Origin of the sequence: Agrobacterium sp. RAC06, assembly GCF_001713475.1 — a bacterium.
Lineage (GTDB): Bacteria > Pseudomonadota > Alphaproteobacteria > Rhizobiales > Rhizobiaceae > Allorhizobium.
Window position 1 is genome coordinate 54,458 of sequence record NZ_CP016499.1, and the last position, 14,106, is coordinate 68,563.

Genomic DNA, 14,106 nt, shown 5'->3' on the forward strand with positions numbered 1-14,106 from the left:
CGTTAATCGCTGACCCTGAGACGTCGTTCCACCCAGTCCGCCACCTGGGTGAGCGGCAGCAGCATGGCAATGTAGAGGCCTGCCATCAGCGTGTAGGATTCCAGTGGTCGATAGGTCTGGCCGTTCACTACGGCGGCCATATAGGCGAGATCGGCGACCGATATGACCGATACCAGAGAGGTGTTCTTGAACTGGATAACCGACTGGTTGATGAAGGATGGCAGGACACGTTTCATGGCCTGGGGAAGGATGATCCGGCTCATCGATTGCCAGGAACTCATACCAATAGCCGCTGCCGCTTCACGCTGGCCTCTGTCGATTGATACGATCCCTCCGCGAAATATCTCTGCGTAGAAAGCGCCGGCATAAAGTGAAAGTGTGAGCATCGCTGCGACACGGTTATCTATTGACCCGCCGACCAGCAGGGGAAAGGCGTAGTAGAACCATAGCAACTGAACCAGCAACGGCGTGCAACGGAAGATCTCCTGATAAACGCGCGCGGTGGCAGACAGCACCATCCAACCCGAAAGCCGCGCAGCGCAGGTGAGGAAACCAATCAGTACGCCGAAGAAGATCGAACCAAACGTGTAGAGGACTGTGATCCAAAGCCCCCAGAGGAAGAGGTCCCAGTATTGCCAGACGGAATGAAAATCCCAGCTATAGTTCATTGATCGCCTCCTTCTGTCCTGGACGGTCCGTCAGGCGATGGCTCACCGCTCCAGGGACAACCGTCTTCTTCAATCCTGCTTGTCATATCTGTTCCCCTGATCCATCGACCTGCTTGCGGAAGGGACGGTTGCTGATGCAATCGATAGTCTTACGTCCGTCCTGAGCCGACAATGCAAAGCTAATGTCTCTGCTTAGCGCATTTCTTGGAAGGCGGCCGATGCCGAGGTGAATCGACCGAGAATGCCAGCGATCCGTTCGCGGTTGGCCGGTGAAACTGGAACCATGGGCAAGCGCATTTCAGGTCCGGCAAGATTGGACAATGCAAGTGCCGCCTTGACGGGCCCCGGGTTCGACTCGATGAACATGCTGTCGGTCAGCTCGGCGATCAGTTCATGCAGAGCAAGTGCACGCGCCGTGTCACCGCGCTTCCAGGCCTCAACCAGTTGCACCATTTCTCGCGGCGCGACATTGGCGACTACGCTTGTAACACCGACAGCACCCAGCGACAGGAAGGGCAGGGTGAGCCCATCGTCGCCGGAATGGATGATCAACCGGTCTCCACAGGCACCGCGCAATTGGGTGACGCGGGCTGCTGATCCGCCCGCCTCTTTTATGGCGATGATGTTCTCATGCCTCCCGACCAATGCAGCACAGGTTTCTGGCGAGATTTCCACCCCGCAGCGCCCTGGGACGGAGTAGAGCATAACCGGGAGTGTGGTCGCTTGCGCCGCTGCACCATAATGCGCAAGAAGGCCCGCCTGAGTTGGCTTGTTGTAGTAGGGGGTCACGATCAGAACGGCATCAGCACCCGCCCGTTCTGCCCGCTTCACCTTTTCGATCGTTTTTGATGTGTCGTTGGCGCCTGCACCAGCCATTACCAACGCGCGTCCCGCTACAAGCCCGACGGTACGTTCGATCAGCGCATCCGCTTCATCGTCGGACAAGGTCGCAGCCTCTCCCGTCGTACCAACCGGCACAAGACCTGCGATGCCGGCTTCGATCTGGCGCTCGACAAGAGCGTCATAGGCGACGTAGTCGACACCCCCATCCTTGAAAGGGGTAATCAGGGCAGTGAAAACGCCGTTAAAGCGATGTGCAAGAGCCTGCATGGTCAAAGTCCTCTTTGTTGTCATCAGTCATTCAAGCTGTCCGCCAGGCTGTAACGGCCAGCGGGACGAGGGATGGAAACCAGCCATTGCGCAGCAGTGATGGCACCTGCGGCATAGGCTGTGAGCGTTTCGACACGGTAGATCAGTGTGGTTTCCGCTAAACCCATTCGGAAATGCACCTCATTGATGCCCACTGTTTCGCCCTCACGTTTGACTGTGATGGCTGGTTCAGGAGTTGAGAACCCCATGGCACGGCTTCGTGCTTCACAGAGCTCATGTGCGAGAAGCAGAGAGGTGCCGGACGGGGCCATCTTCTTGCGTTGGTGGTAGGTTTCGCTGATAGCCACTTCGGCGTCCGGGATGCGTCTGGTAAAATCCACTGCTGCGCGTTTGAAGGCTTCAAAGCCCGGGGCGAAATTCGCGCTGATCAGCATCGGTCGGTGACGCGTGAAAATGCTCAGTCGGTTGTCCTCTTCGGCGGTGAAGCCGGTCGTACCGATCACCATCGGAATGGATTTGCAGCCGATCTGCTCCTGTAGCTCAAGGCTCGCGCAGGCTTGGGAGAAGTCGATCATCACGTCGCAACGGCTGTTCATTTCAGCATCGGTCGCTCGATATTCGATGCTGCTCCCGGAGATGGGCACGCCGACAAACTTGGAGCATGGACGCACCAAAGCTGCGGCCAGCTCCAGGCCCGGGTTGGCAAGGATCAACTCCATGAGCCGTGTCCCGACGCGACCCGAGGCTCCCATAACGGCGATCCGCATAAGGGGTCTCCTCAATCGATTACGACCTTGGTTTCCGACATCTCGCGCAGCGCAATGCGGACACCTTCTCGGCCAAGGCCCGAGCGTTTGATGCCGCCGAATGGCACATGCTCCGCACGGAAGTCGGGTCCTTCGTTGATCATCACGCCACCGACATGCAGTTCGCGGGAGAAGATCTTGATTAGCGCGTGATCATTGGTGAAGATTCCCGCCTGAAGACCGTATTCGCCCGCATTGACTTCCGCGATCGCTGCCTGCGGATCGGTGAAGCTTCTGATCGCGATCACGGGGCCAAAGGTTTCATCGGCAATCACCGGCGCGTCAGCTGAGATTTGCGAAATCACGGTCGGAGAGAAGACCGTGCCATTATGCGTGCCGCCAGTCAGCAGTTTTGCCCCATGCAAAGAAACGCTTGCGTTGATGCGTTCAGCAACGGTTTTGGCCGATGCAAGGTCAATCACGGTTCCCATGTCCGTGTCGTCTTGCGAAGGATCACCGAATTCGACCGCGTCCACAGCGGCCAACAGTTTTTCGGTGAAGGCCTTCTCGATATCCCGATGAAGATAGAGTTTCTTCACGGCTGCGCAGCTTTGCCCGGCGATCTCGAAGCGATGGCCGATCGCTGTGGCAACCGCTTGGTCGAGATCTGCGTCCGGCATCACGAATAAGGGGTCGTTGCCGCCCAGTTCCATCAGGCAGCGGATCAGTCCGCTGGCGTTCTTGAGCGCAAGCCCTGCCGCAGGCCCGCCAGTGAAGGACAAAAGATCGATAGGTGACCTCGCAAGCGACACCGCAGCTTCCGCCGCGCCGTGCACGATCTGGAACAGGTTGGCTGGCCATCCAGCTCTGCCTGCAAGTTCGTGCAACCGCGCGGCGGCCAGCGGCGCCTTGGGTGACGGCTTGGCAACTACCGCATTACCGGCCGCAATCGCTGGTCCCAGCTTGTGGCAGAGCAAATTAAGAGGGTAGTTGAATGGAGTTATCGCTCCGACGACACCAACTGGCTCATACGTAATCGTCGCGAGTCGGTCAGCGCCGCCTTCCACGATTGCGCAATGAAGTGCTTCCCCGTCAAGGAATGTTGCTGCATCGCCGGAGAGCTTCAGCGTGTTTTGTGCACGACGTACCTCGTTTCGCGCCTCGCGAATCGTTTTGCCCATTTCCGTGGAGATTATGTGTGCAAGGTTTTCGGCGTCCGCAGCAATCTCGGCAGCCAGGGCATTCAGCATGGCGCGGCGTACCGCCGGCGTCGAGCAACGAAACTCCCGCTGGGCTGCCTTTGCACGCACCACGGCTGCAGTAATCTCTGCGCTCGAATTGGTCGGAACTTCGCCGACCAAGGACCCATTGAAGGGGTTGCGGACAGCAATTGAATTGCTGGTGTCGAGTGCTCGGCGCTGGGCTTGCATCATGTCGGTGTACCTCGTCATTCGTGGTTGGTGCTTGATCGGCTGGCGCCAGTCAGCGCAGCAATGGAAACCGGGCGCAGCGGCCAGCGACGACCCGTTAGGTCATCTATCGATGGCTGGCGGACCTCCGGCATGATCTCGGCCATTAGTTGAGCGGTGTTAGCGGCACAGAAGCGACCTTGGCAGGCGCCCATAGCAAAGCGGCCATTATGCTTGACCTCGCGCCCCGTGAGCTTGTCTGCGCGGTCGCAAAGTTGGCGGAGATCACCGACCGTCTTGCTTTCGCAGCGGCAGAGGATGGTGTCGTCAGGGAGGTTTGAGAGCAGAGCCTCACCTTGGACAGGTGCAAAGAGTGCTGAGAGAGTTGCTTGGGCTTTGCGGGCGCGTTCGACCGTTCGGTCGACTAGGACCCCGTCGGTGGAGCGGGACAGTATTCCCGCGATCGCCCGACCGGCGCGACGTCCATCGGCTTGCGCGGCAAAGACCCCAAGCGCTTCGCGACAATCACCCGCTCTGATGATGATCGGCCGCTGGTTGGTTTGCATCGCCTTATTCGGGAGCCTGAAGTCATTGGGTTGAATGCCGTCATGAAGCCCGACGCGGTCGACATCGACGTTTTGCCTCTCGCCATCTTTTCGCACAATTAGGACACGCAGATTTCGATCAGTTCGTTCGATCGCCTCAATGCGAGTGCCACGCAGCCAGGGGATGCGGTGTCGATAAATGTCCACGAGGTAGCCGGCCGCTTCCCGCAGAATTTCTGGATAGGCAAGCATGCGGATGCCTGCGCCTGGCAGCCTGAGCGGGTCTCCCTCCTCGATGATGGCGACAGGCGGATTGCCCAGCCTGGTCATTTGAGCGGCGACGGCAATCAACAGCGGGCCCGTGCCGCCGATCAGGACGCGACCTTTCGGTGGCTGTCCGGTTTCCTTCATCGTGAGCTGCAGCCCACCGGCGGTTGAAACACCGGCCAGCTGCCAGCCAGCACGCGGTCGCACCTTTTCGACTGCGCCTGTCGCGACAATGAGGGCCTTGGTGCGTACTTGCTCAAGACTGCCGGAGTGTCGGTTTTCGATAAGCACGAGCCCGTCGCCGTCGACCCCGAGAAAGACGCAAGCATGACGTACGGGAATACGGGCGTCGGAGAAGGCCTTTTCAAGCGCCTTCCAATCGGCATGACTCGCTGCTGACTGTTGGATAGGCGCAAGGCCGGGGATCGGCTGCCGATGGATCGCGCCACCAAGTGTCTCGCGCTGTTCTATGACCTCGACCTTAAAGCCCGAACGCGCCGCTTCCACGGCGGCAGAGAGGCCCGCTGCACCGCCACCGATGACCAGGACATCAAGTTCAATCATTCGACTTCTCCAGTGCCTCGACCTGCATGCCCGGACGTGCCGAAGTGATACAGGCCTCCCGAATGAGCCCGTCGACACGCAACAGGCAGTTCTGGCAAGCGCCGATGCCGCAGAAATATCGGGTCTCCTCGCCAAGAGGGCCGTAACCGAAGCTGACGACGCCGGCAGCTTCAAGCGCTGCAGCCAGGCTCTCACCGGTGCGGAACGGTATGGCATGTCCCTGCCAGTGGAAGGTCTGATTGGTCATGCGGAGACCTCAAGGTGGGCGAACCTGGCGGGGTTGAAGAATGAGATATCGATGTCCGGCGTCTCGCCGCAGATCAACTGGACGATTGACTTGCCAGTGACTGGCCCAAGGCAAATGCCGTCTCCCTCGAAGCCGGTTGCTACGTAGGCGTTGGCAACGCCCGGGATTTGGCCGACCAGAGGCAGGCCATCGACCACTGCGGTGCGCGTTCCGGCAAAACTCCTCAGCAATCTCAGGCTGGCGAGCTGGGGAACGAGAGCAACGGCTTCGCTGAGAATACGGGTGACGGCATCAATGTCATTGGTCTCGCGGTCGCCATGATCCTCGCGGGTACCACCGATCAGGAACTGCCCGGTTACTAGCGGATCGATGACCAATCCCAAGCCGCGCGGTGTAGGCGCATTGCCGGCCTTTTGGCTTCCCTTGCTGAGCAGATAGCGGCCGGACATGATCGCGCCCGGCATAGCGCCGTTCAGCGCTGGTGCTCGTTCTGTGACCAGCAACTGACCCTTGCGCGGTGTCAGGACGTCAGAGAGGGCGAGAAGACCCGCCGAACCGTTGCCGGCCGCAATGACGACCACGTCTGCAGACAGTGAGCCGCGGCTGGTTGCAATCCCTGCAACACGAGAACCGCCACTTTCCAGCACCAATCCATCGACACGCAGGTTTCTGTCGACAATGATGCCGCTTGTCGTCAGCAGCCTGTGAACGATCTGATAGCCGATTGCATGCCCTTCGCCGCGAACCTCGACAGCTAGGGTCGCCGCTGGCGAAACGGCTGGCAATGCAGAGCGCAAGCTGGAAGCCGATAGTGTTTCCACCTCAACGCCTGCACTTGCAAGAGCCCTTGAATGCGCTTCAAGTACGGCGCCTTCTTCGTCGGAGGATGCAACAATGAAAGTCGAGCGCCTCTTGAAAGCACCGGCGAAAACTCCGTCTTCTGCCAGTTCGGCATAGAGCTGGACACCCTTAAGTGCCGCAGCCATCATCGGGCCGGGCTTCTTGCTTGCAACAGAAACGGCGCCATCGGCAGCCCCCGTTGCTTCGGCAGCGGGAGCTGCTGCATCAACGAGGCGCACGGCAATGCCGCGTTTGGCAAAAAAGTAGGCGGTTGCTGCTCCGACGATGCCGGAACCGACGACTATGGCACTGGACGGTGAACGCGATTGCATGGTTTGGAGCCGACCTGATTGGTTGTGGGCCAATATTGACGGCGGCGAGGTACAAGCGTCGATACAAGATGATGGGCTTGCTTGTTCACGAAATTTGTATCCGCTAGAAAGTTCTGACCCCTTAACAGGGAAGAAGGGGGACCAGCGCCATGGCCAAAATCAGCCTCACACTTATCCAGACCTTCTATCAGGTGGCGCGCCACGGTTCGTTTTCGGCTGCGGCGCGCGATCTCAACCTCAGTTATCAGTCGGCCGCCAATCATGTCCGGCGCTTGGAGCAGATACTGCAGGGAAAGCTCATCGATTCCGAGCAAGGGGCAAAGCGCATCTCGCTCACCCCAAGGGGGCGGGCACTCTTCAATCTCCTCCACCCCGAACTGGACATCATGCTGGAACGGCTGACGAAGCTGATCGAGAACCAGCGTTCGTCGCTGCGTGTTGGCATGCCTCAGGCGATCTTCTTCTATCTGTTCCCTAGGGTTCTCTCTCGCTTTCGAGAAGCCTTCCCCGACATAGAGTTCGCCGTCTACGAGCGCGACACCGTGCTGGCCGAATTGGTCAAGAATGGCAGTCTGGATGTCTGTATTTCGGAGCGCTACTTCGGTGATCCCGTCGTTCCTCAGCGCCTGCTGGGGAGCTACCGATTGAGCCTCGTTTATCCGCAGTCCTGGGGAGAACCGCCCGATCAACAGGACATTCCTGCATGGTCTGCAGGCCGATCGTTCATCACCTACGAGCCTGGCCAAACTTTGCGCAACCTGGCGGTCGATTTTCTTGGCCGTGACGGGGCCATCATTCAGCCGACGATCTCCACCTCGGGGAGTTCTAGCGTCAAGCGTTGTGTGGAGGAGGGGCTTGGCTTCTCGATCATTCCATCCTGGTGTGTTGGCCCGGAAGACGCATCGATCCGCAGCACAAAGCTGAGCAATCTTCCAGAGGTTCGCGTCTATTTCGGAAATGCTGGCTTTCTGCAGAAGCACCCTATGGTGCAACAGCTCTTCGAGGACTGTCGCAGGGAGTTGGTCGGCCCCGTGCTCGACCCACCACGCAGCAGCGAACTCGTCCCGCCACCTCTGTGACGTCGACATACAAAAAAGCCGATAAGTGGCTCGGACTCTCTAGCATTGTTCCCTGATAAATCGCGGCTAGGCTGACTTCGTCCGGTCGGAATGAAAGTCCTGAAATGGGCTTCGGCGACAGGCAAAAAAGAGATTCTGGGGAACAAAGGAGAATAAACATGAAGTTGCTCAATAAGATCTGCGGCGTGGCGACCATGGCGCTTTCGCTTCTCGCAGGTACCGCAGCGTCGGCCGGAACCATCGAGGACATTCGCTCCCGCGGTGTGCTTCGAATTCCCGCAATCCTCAACGAGACGCCCTATTTTACTAAGGATCCCCGCACCGGCGAGTGGCAGGGCTTCGTGATCGACATGGCAAATGACGTGGCCAAGACCTTGGACGTCGAATTGGAAGTGGTGGAATCCAGCTGGGCCAATGCCATCCTCGATGTTCAGAGTGGCAAGGTCGACATGGCATTTGCCGTGACTGCAACGCCGGTTCGCGCCATGTCTGTCTCTTTTTCCGATCCGACCTACTACAACAGCTTTGTGCTCGTATCGGCAAAGGAAGAGCTGACGGGCAAAACCTGGGGCGAATTGAACGATCCCAAGTTCACCTTCGCCGTCGACCTCGGTTCCGCTCAGGATCTTATCACCCAGCAATACCTTCCCAAGGCGAATATCCTTCGCTTCAAAACCCGTGATGAAGCAATTGTTGCCGTCACTACTGGCAAGGCTGACGGGCTGGTGAACACGATGCTAAATGGCCTGGTGATTGCCAAGAAGGCCCCGACCATCGGCGTCGTCAAGGTTCCCACGCCTATTTTGTCGACGCCGTCGGTCGTTGCGCTGAACTATGGTGCCGACGAAACGTTTAAGAGCTTTGTGTCGGCTTGGGCAGAATACAATCGCCGCATCGGTAACAACCAAACTTGGATACTCAAGAGCCTTGAGACTTTCGGCATCACTCTGGAGGATATGCCGGTTGGCTTTGGCTTCGGCGGCTGAAAAGCCAGCCTGTGGCCTTCCGATGTATTTGTTTGGAACTGATATGTCCGCTCCAGACTAATGCTGACGGCAAAAATAAATTGTCCGATCTTAATCGGGGGCTCCGAAGATATTTTCGGGTGCCCCCTGTTCGCATACGAGCGGCAGTCGTTGAGCGGGCACCCTCTTACATCAGTGGAGGGACCATGTCCTACACCAAATGCCGCGATGCAGTACTTGACAAAAGCAGCGAGCTCCCGCGTTCCCTAGTGGAATATTGCCCCCATCTGCGATCTGGGCCCGATCTGCAGAGGAAGGACAGGAAGGCGCGCAAGCAGCCAAAATATAACATCCTCAGTGTCCGAGAGGCCGGCTGCTTCTGAAGTTATCCGGCAGCATCTCTGTCGCTCCCGCAGCACATCAAAGCTTTGACATCAGGTGTGTTATTCCCGCTTGAGCACATTCACTATCCTGCGCCGGGGTGCCTGAGCTCAGGCCAATTGCGCCGACTACCTCACCGTCTATGACTACGGGCAGGCCTCCCGCAACTACCATCAATCGGCCTCCAATCGCCGAGTTGATGCCGTATGCGGGACTGCCTGGCTGGCTCGCGACACCGTAGCTTTCTGTCGTACGCTTTGCACCCGCGGCAGTATATGCCTTGTCTTGTGCGATAATCGTGCTGGTGATTTTGCCGCCGTCCATGCGTTCAAAGGCAATCAATTGCCCCGACTCATCGGTGACCGCGATACACATTGGTACGCCGATCTCTTCGGCCTTGTTGCGCGCGCCTTCGATTAGCACGCGGGCATCGGTGAGGCTTAAGCGTTTGATGGTCAGCATTTTGGTCTCCTTGCTTTAGGCTCTGGAAATGCGTTAGCAGGTCGATAGACTTGGAGCACCTCGAATCGCAGCTATCGCCGTCAGTTCGGGGAACTTATGTTTAATGCTGGGTCGAAACAGTCCCCGAGCGGGCGAGGCCACACCACTTCGCAATGATCATTGCCGTCGTTGCGACAAATCTCACATGATCTTCGCTGTCGACCCATTCGTCAGTTGCGCCGTTCTGAGTCAGACTGCCGCAAAGCGGCCCAAGACCTATCGTCGGGATGTTCCTCTGCACCATCGGATTTCGTATGTCAGAGCCTGTATGCATCGGATTGATCCAGGGTTTGAAGCCGCAGATCGCCTCAATCGATGAGGCCGCAGCCTTGACCAATTCATGGTCGGCCGGGACTTCAGCACCGGCAACGCCGGCGTCCCACAGGATTTTCGGTGGGTGAGTTGCCAGCCAGGGGTCGTTGGCGGTGAGCCATGTTCTTCCCGGCGGCCATGACGTGACTTAGTTTTCGTCAGTGGGGAGGCTCGCCCAAAAAAGAAGCAGTTACCTCGGTGTGTCCTTCAAATTTATTCTTGACAAGCCAAAAGCCGGTGGCACTGTAAATCGGTTTAGTAAAGCGTTTTACTAAAGCGGTTTACCTGATCGGCGATAGGGGTGTTGAACGGGATGGCAAGGACTGGAGCGACAAGCCTGAAGGACGTGGCGGAAGCCGCCGGCGTTTCGGTGGCCACAGTCTCCCGCTTGCTCAACGGTACGCTCCAACTGCCGCCAGAGACCAGAGAGCGGATCGAAACTGCGATCCGCGACTTGCGCTACGAGCCCAATCCCCATGCGCGCCGCCTCAGCCGCGGTCGCTCCGATACAATCGGTCTCGTCGTTCCAGATATCGCCAACCCATTCTTCGCAACGCTTGTTGCTGCAGTGGAGCAGGAGGCCGACAAGCGTGGGCTGTCGCTGTCGCTGCATGTCACCCTCAATCGTCCAGGGCGCGAGATTTCCTATGTGACTGCGCTTGCCCGCAATCATGTCGACGGACTGATCTTTGTGACCAATCACCCCGACGATGGCGTTCTGGCCGGTCTGATCAATCAGACTGGCAAAGTCGTGATCGTCGATGAAGACGTGCCCGATGCTGTTGTTCCGAAGCTCTTCTGTGACAACGAGGAAGGCGGATATCTGGCAGGGCGCCACCTTGCGGAGCATGGTCATCGGCGAATTGTCTATATCGGCGGTCCGCAGGACATGATCAGCACCCGCCGTCGTTACAGGGGGTTGGAGAGGGCGCTGCTTGAGACAGGTATGCCCTTCGACGTGACCCGCTACGAAGGCAGTTTCTCCGTCGAGTTCGGCCGCGAGGCAGCTAGGCGCTTCATCGAAGAAGGAATGCCGGCAACGGCAATCTTTGCCAGCTCCGACGAGATCGCGATCGGACTGGTTGAGGTCTTGCGAGCTCAGGGCGTCTCCATCCCGGATGAGATCTCGGTGATCGGCTTCGACGATGTCGGGCCTCTCCATCTCTTTTCACCATCGCTCACTGCAATACGCCAGCCTGTCAGGGCGCTGGGCGAGCGGGCGCTGGCGCTACTTCTCGAAACAAATTGGCAGAACTCGGACAGCCTGGCTTCCGAAGAATTGCTGCCTGTCGAAATCGTCGTGCGGCATTCCGTTGCACCGCCGGCGAAACAATAAAGCAACGAAGCTGAACCGAACCAGAGGATAAGAACATGACACATCTTACACGCAGAACAGTGACTGCCGCACTTGCGGCAACGGCATTTGCCAGCATCTCATTCGGCTCCATCGCTCATTCGGCCGAAAAAACCTTCGCACTGATTCAAATTAACCAGCAGGCTTTGTTCTTCAACCAGATGAATGAGGGCGCGCAAAAGGCGGCCGAGGCCGCCGGCGCGAAATTGGTGATCTTCAACGCCAACAACGACCCGGCGGCACAAAACAGTGCCATCGAGACCTACATCCAGCAGAAGGTCGACGGTCTTGCCGTCGTCGCAATTGACGTGAACGGGATCATGCCTGCCGTCCAGCAAGCGGCCGCCGCCGGAATTCCGGTGGTTGCCATCGATGCTATCCTGCCAGAAGGGCCGCAAATGGCGCAGATCGGTGTCGATAACGCCAAGGCCGGTGCCGATATGGGCGCATTCTTCGTCGATTATGTGAAGAACAGCATGGGCGGCTCCGTGAAGTACGGCGTCGTTGGTGCCTTGAACTCTGCCATCCAGAATGTCCGCCAGGAAGGTTTCGAGACCGCGGTGAAGGCTGCCGAAGGTGTGACCACCGCTGGCGTCGTCGACGGTCAGAACGTCCAGGACACTGCGCTCGCCGCAGCCGAGAACCTCATCACCGCCAACCCGGATATGACGGCCGTCTATGCGACTGGCGAACCCGCATTGATGGGTGCCATTGCTGCCGTGGAGAGCCAGGGCAAGCAGGCTGACGTCAAGGTCTTTGGCTGGGATCTGACCGCCCAGGCCATCGCCGGCATCGATGCTGGTTACGTGACCGCAGTCATTCAGCAGGATCCTGCAGCCATGGGTGCGGCAGCCGTGGATGCGCTGAAGACAATCTCGGATGGTGGTACGGTGGAGAAGACGATTTCGGTCCCGATCACCATCGTCACCAAAGAGAACTTCGAACCCTACCGGGCCGTCTTCAAATGATCTCTGACAGACAGCACCCAACCGCTGTCGCAGGGTCGGGGGGAGGAGAAATCCTCCCCCATCGATCCGGCGAAAGCGCTATTCGCCAGCCCCGTATTTCACTACAGGGCATCCGCAAGAATTTCGGATCGCATCAGGCTCTGCGCGGCGTCGATCTCGATATCTATCCCGGTGAATGTTTAGGCCTGGTCGGTGACAATGCAGCGGGCAAATCGACCCTGACCAAGGTGATTTCCGGGACCTATATCCCGGATGACGGCACGATCACTGTCGACGGCCAAAAAGTTCAATTCAGTGGGCCCGCCGATGCGCGCGATCGAAACATCGAGATGGTGTTTCAAGACCTTAGCCTTTGCGATCATGTCGATGTTGTCGGTAACCTCTTCCTCGGACGAGAACTGACCAAGGGTCTGTTCCTTGATCGGACTCGCATGATGACCGAGGCGCGTGCAATGCTGGACGCGCTCGAAATCCGGATCCCGCGGCTCAGCGCAAAGGTCGAGAAACTCTCAGGCGGTCAACGCCAGGCCATTGCAATCGCGCGCGCTGCGTCCTTCAATCCCAAGGTCCTGATCATGGACGAGCCGACCTCGGCTCTGGCCGTGGCTGAGGTCGAGGCCGTGCTCAATCTCATCAACCGGGTCAAGGCAAAGGGTGTGTCCGTCATTTTGATCACGCACCGTTTGCAGGATCTTTTCCGGGTCTGTGACCGGATCGCCGTCATGTATGAAGGCACCAAGGTTGCTGAACGCAACATCGCCAACACGGACCTCCAGGACCTCGTGCAACTGATCGTCGGAGGGCAGAGACATTGACCACCTATACTGAACGCGCGTCTGGATCGCCGATTGCAGACTTCGTGTCTGAACATGCACAGGTGATGTCCATCGCCGTCTTCTTCGTCGCCTGCCTCGTCTTCTTTTCGGCCATGACCGATACCTTCCTGACGTTCGGCAACATTTTGAATGTCCTCCGTCAGGCAGCGCCGATCCTGATCGTTGCAGTTGCCATGACGCTGGTGATCATCACCGGTGGCATCGATCTTTCCGTCGGCTCGCAGGTGGCACTCGTCAATGCGGTTGCCGCAATCCTGCTTGCCATGGGCTACCCGTGGCCGTTGGTTTTGGCCGGCATGGTCGCCTTCGGAGCACTGCTCGGCATCGCGCAGGGCTGGTTCATTGCCTATCAGGGCATCCCGGCCTTCATCGTGACACTGGCCGGTCTCTCTATTCTCAGGGGCTTTGCCCTCTGGCTGACACAGGGGTATTCGATCCCTATCAAAGACGTGCCGGGCTTTTTCTGGCTTGGTCGTGGCGAGCTTTTCAGCATCCCTGTACCCGCACTGATCGCGGTGCTGGTCGCGGTGATCGGGTATGTGATCATCGCTTACACCAAATATGGTCGGCAAGTGGTCGCTGTCGGCTCCAATCTCGAGGCGGCACGGCGTGTCGGCATGCCGGCGAAATGGATCGTTGCCTCCGTCTACATGGTCTCTGGTATCGCTTGCGCCCTGGCGGGGCTTTTGATCGCCGCACGGCTTGGCTCAGGTTCATCCAATGCTGCGGTGGGGTTCGAACTACAGGTGATCGCTGCTGTGGTTCTGGGGGGCACATCCTTGATGGGTGGGCGCGGGAGCATCCTGGGAACGGTTCTGGGCACGTTGACCATCGCCGTCATAGGGAACGGCTTGATCCTGATGCATATATCGCCGTTCTTCACGCAGATCGTCACAGGCGCCATCATTCTCGTGGCCATCTGGCTCAACACCAAGATCTTCACAACCAATTTTCGCTTCGGCGCAAAAGCGAGGTGAAGGCA

General features: G+C 58.3%; 14 protein-coding genes. 6 read left to right on the forward strand and 8 right to left on the reverse strand.

Features of this window, described 5'->3' with window-relative positions; all coding sequences use genetic code 11:
- Positions 1 to 2: 2 nt before the first annotated feature.
- The 7 genes from BSY240_RS00260 to BSY240_RS00290 all read right to left on the reverse strand — a co-directional run bounded on the left by BSY240_RS00260 (position 3) and on the right by BSY240_RS00290 (position 6,728).
- On the reverse strand, positions 3 to 668 hold the full coding sequence (locus tag BSY240_RS00260; RefSeq protein ID WP_069041006.1) for an amino acid ABC transporter permease: 666 nt from the start codon (positions 666 to 668) through the stop codon (positions 3 to 5).
- Positions 669 to 860: 192 nt separating this feature from the next.
- On the reverse strand, positions 861 to 1,778 hold the full coding sequence (gene dapA / locus BSY240_RS00265; protein ID WP_069041007.1) for a 4-hydroxy-tetrahydrodipicolinate synthase: 918 nt from the start codon (positions 1,776 to 1,778) through the stop codon (positions 861 to 863).
- Positions 1,779 to 1,801: 23 nt separating this feature from the next.
- Entirely contained in the window at positions 1,802 to 2,497 is a 696-nt protein-coding gene (locus tag BSY240_RS00270) for a dihydrodipicolinate reductase C-terminal domain-containing protein (protein ID WP_236759294.1), read from the reverse strand.
- 59 nt (positions 2,498 to 2,556) lie between these two features.
- Positions 2,557 to 3,957 carry an aldehyde dehydrogenase family protein gene (locus BSY240_RS00275; RefSeq protein ID WP_069041009.1) on the reverse strand — a complete coding sequence of 467 codons (1,401 nt, stop codon included), beginning with the start codon at positions 3,955 to 3,957 and terminating at the stop codon, positions 2,557 to 2,559.
- Positions 3,958 to 3,971: 14 nt separating this feature from the next.
- A complete protein-coding gene (locus tag BSY240_RS00280) occupies positions 3,972 to 5,309 on the reverse strand; it encodes an FAD-dependent oxidoreductase (RefSeq protein ID WP_069041010.1) in 1,338 nt (445 codons plus the stop codon).
- Positions 5,302 to 5,556: a 2Fe-2S iron-sulfur cluster-binding protein gene (locus BSY240_RS00285; RefSeq protein ID WP_069041011.1), complete on the reverse strand. Its 255-nt coding sequence runs from the start codon at positions 5,554 to 5,556 to the stop codon at positions 5,302 to 5,304. The genes BSY240_RS00280 and BSY240_RS00285 overlap by 8 nt, the downstream gene beginning before the upstream one ends.
- Positions 5,553 to 6,728, reverse strand: a complete 1,176-nt coding sequence (locus BSY240_RS00290; RefSeq protein ID WP_069041012.1) for an NAD(P)/FAD-dependent oxidoreductase — start codon at positions 6,726 to 6,728, stop codon at positions 5,553 to 5,555. The genes BSY240_RS00285 and BSY240_RS00290 overlap by 4 nt, the downstream gene beginning before the upstream one ends.
- A gap of 149 nt (positions 6,729 to 6,877) precedes the next feature.
- Here BSY240_RS00290 and BSY240_RS00295 point away from each other — a divergent pair, with 149 nt between their 5' ends.
- Positions 6,878 to 7,807, forward strand: coding sequence for a LysR family transcriptional regulator (locus BSY240_RS00295; protein WP_069041013.1), 930 nt, complete (start codon positions 6,878 to 6,880; stop codon positions 7,805 to 7,807).
- Positions 7,808 to 7,965: 158 nt separating this feature from the next.
- Positions 7,966 to 8,793 (forward strand): transporter substrate-binding domain-containing protein, encoded by an 828-nt coding sequence (locus BSY240_RS00300; RefSeq protein ID WP_069041014.1) that lies wholly within the window; start codon positions 7,966 to 7,968, stop codon positions 8,791 to 8,793.
- Positions 8,794 to 9,192: 399 nt separating this feature from the next.
- Here the strand turns inward: BSY240_RS00300 and BSY240_RS00305 are convergent, their stop codons facing one another.
- Complete coding sequence (locus tag BSY240_RS00305; protein WP_069041015.1) at positions 9,193 to 9,615, reverse strand: GlcG/HbpS family heme-binding protein; 423 nt, start codon at positions 9,613 to 9,615, stop codon at positions 9,193 to 9,195.
- A gap of 664 nt (positions 9,616 to 10,279) precedes the next feature.
- On the opposite strand from BSY240_RS00305, the gene BSY240_RS00315 reads away from it, so the two are divergent.
- The 4 genes from BSY240_RS00315 to BSY240_RS00330 are packed head-to-tail and all read left to right on the forward strand — an operon-like array spanning position 10,280 to position 14,101.
- Positions 10,280 to 11,302 (forward strand): LacI family DNA-binding transcriptional regulator, encoded by a 1,023-nt coding sequence (locus BSY240_RS00315; RefSeq protein ID WP_069041017.1) that lies wholly within the window; start codon positions 10,280 to 10,282, stop codon positions 11,300 to 11,302.
- A 35-nt stretch (positions 11,303 to 11,337) separates the two neighbouring features.
- A complete protein-coding gene (locus BSY240_RS00320) occupies positions 11,338 to 12,288 on the forward strand; it encodes a substrate-binding domain-containing protein (RefSeq protein ID WP_069041018.1) in 951 nt (316 codons plus the stop codon).
- Positions 12,285 to 13,103 carry an ATP-binding cassette domain-containing protein gene (locus BSY240_RS00325; RefSeq protein ID WP_069041019.1) on the forward strand — a complete coding sequence of 273 codons (819 nt, stop codon included), beginning with the start codon at positions 12,285 to 12,287 and terminating at the stop codon, positions 13,101 to 13,103. Before BSY240_RS00320 ends, BSY240_RS00325 begins: the two co-directional genes overlap by 4 nt.
- A complete protein-coding gene (locus BSY240_RS00330) occupies positions 13,100 to 14,101 on the forward strand; it encodes an ABC transporter permease (protein WP_069041020.1) in 1,002 nt (333 codons plus the stop codon). Before BSY240_RS00325 ends, BSY240_RS00330 begins: the two co-directional genes overlap by 4 nt.
- The last annotated feature ends 5 nt before the right edge of the window (positions 14,102 to 14,106 follow it).